Raw genomic sequence first — 2,052 nt, 5'->3', positions numbered from 1 at the left:
CGGGGGCGAGTGAGCCGCTCTTGCTCCTGCGGGCATCGCTGGCGGAGGGCAGCAGCCTCGATGTGCTCTCCGAAGCCGAGGTGCGCGAGGCGTTCCCCAAGCTCAAGTCCGACTACGGGCGTTTTTTGCGCGCCACCTATGCCTGTGAGCTTTTAGAAAAAGTGATGGAGGAGCGCGACCCGCACCCGGAGAGCTTTGACTTGCTGCTCTCGACGCTCTATATTCTCCAGCATGCCGTCCAGCCCGACACCGCGCTCCATGCCTACGAGCTTCAGCTTCTCGCACAAATCGGTTATGAACCTCAGCTCAGCGCCTGCATCCGCTGCGACAACCCCTTCGACACCGACTACCCACCCGTCGGCTTCTCACCCTCACGTGGCGGAGCACTCTGCATTCCCTGCACGGAGTTTCTACACACGGAGGCAATGCCCTGCAACGCCACCACAATCTTGCTGCTGGAGCGCCTCATGCTCCTCACCGATGCCAAAGCCCTCGCCTCGCTAGAGCTTCCCACCGAGGCGCTCACGGAGATCAACCGCCTGCTCCGCGCCCACCTGCGCTACCGGATTGAACGCGAGATAAAGTCCCTCGGAATGCTCGATGCCCACCGGCTGGGTTCGTGATACACTCCAAACGACACTGAGAAGAACAACCAATGAAGCTTCGTATTGCACTTGTTATGTCTGCACTTCTAGCCACCTTGCCCGCTGCCTTCGCAGACAGCTGCCTCGCAACAACTCGAGTACTGACTGCAAATGATCGGTTCTCTCTTGAAGCCAAAATGGATAGCAAATTGGCCTTCCAGCGCCCCTCGCCTGGAACACCGCCCCAGAATTACTGGAGCTACACACTGACGGAAAAGGCAACAGGCAAAACTCAAACGGGTAACATTCCCCAACTGGCAAGCCATGCTCACCCCCATCTCTTTCTTAGTAATGACGGCACCCAATTTGCCGTACTTGACAATTACGCAGAAACCCGCTATGAAAATCGCGTCTTGATCTTCCTCACAAATGGAAAGCTCATTGCCTCACTTGGTGTCACCGATATACTTAATAAAGATGAGTTGCCTTCCGTCAAACGGAGCGTCAGCCATCTTACTTGGCTTGGTTTCGACCCTAAAACATGGGATCGTGAGACTCGTACCTACGACATCTACTCTAAGACAAACAATACAATTACCCTCACCACACCGTCTATGCGAAAAGTCGCGATCTCCCTAACGAGCGGCAAGCTCGTTTCCCCAATAGGAAAATAACACCCGCACTACTGCTGTGGAGGCGGGCTCGTCTTTACCAGCTCCAGGCATTTCTCGATGAGAATCTCTCCGGTCAGCTCACCGAGCGACATGCGGGAGACGTACTCGTAGCGGGGGAAGCTGTGGAAGTCCACTTTTGTTAAGATATAGCCAAAAGCATCGTTGGTGAGGCCGAAAAGGAGGTTATGTGCACCGCGCATCTTACGCTTCAGGTAGAAGCCGATATTGGGAAGCGCCTCGCCCGGAATCGTGAGGATCTGCGCATCGCCAAGATTTACCAGATTCACCCGCGACTTTATCGTGTGATCTTTGCCGTGCGGGTATTTCAGCGGGGAGTTGGTCACCACCTGCCACAGCTCCGGAGACTCCACGGGAAAAGTCACCAGTACGCTCCGGCAGAGTAGAGCCGCTTTTGTCTGCACCGGGGCTTTTGCGACAATTCGTAGCGCCTCATCGGCCATCGTGTGCCCGATTCTGAGGCACTCCTCCCATGTGCGGGCATCTTCCCAGTAGCCTTTCTGGGGGTCCTTGGGCCGATCCAAAAGACGATTATCTGCGGTGACCATGCCGCCCTGGGCACTATTCATAAACAGAGCCATCCCACCTGCCTGCGCCTCCAGATGCTCACAGAGTGGGCCACAAAGATCGGGGCTCAGGATCCCCACATCATTGCCCAGCACTTCCGGGTGGATCGCGTAGTTGACGAGCGTCGCGATTGTCTTGCCCTCGGGAGTGAGCGCTTGAATCACGGACATGCGGCGGTCGTAGAGATCAGGCGCGTAGTAATTATAGGC

2 protein-coding genes and 1 pseudogene are annotated in these 2,052 nt (G+C 56.1%); 2 read left to right on the top strand and 1 reads right to left on the bottom strand.

All coding sequences use genetic code 11. The features are described from left to right. Together recO and ACH2EH_RS05665 are read left to right on the top strand one after the other, a co-directional pair. On the top strand, positions 1-623 hold a 623-nt coding region (gene recO, locus ACH2EH_RS05670), incomplete at its 5' end, for a DNA repair protein RecO (protein ID WP_395139767.1). A gap of 32 nt (positions 624-655) precedes the next feature. Next, a complete protein-coding gene (locus ACH2EH_RS05665; RefSeq protein ID WP_395139765.1) occupies positions 656-1,258 on the top strand; it encodes a hypothetical protein in 603 nt (200 codons plus the stop codon). An 8-nt stretch (positions 1,259-1,266) separates the two neighbouring features. Here the strand turns inward: ACH2EH_RS05665 and ACH2EH_RS05660 are convergent. After that, positions 1,267-2,052: pseudogene (locus ACH2EH_RS05660) on the bottom strand (hypothetical protein); the annotation flags it as partial.

Source organism: Armatimonas sp., from assembly GCF_043760365.1.
Taxonomy (GTDB): Bacteria; Armatimonadota; Armatimonadia; order Armatimonadales; family Armatimonadaceae; genus Armatimonas.
This window is presented reverse-complemented; position numbering and strand designations above follow the sequence as displayed.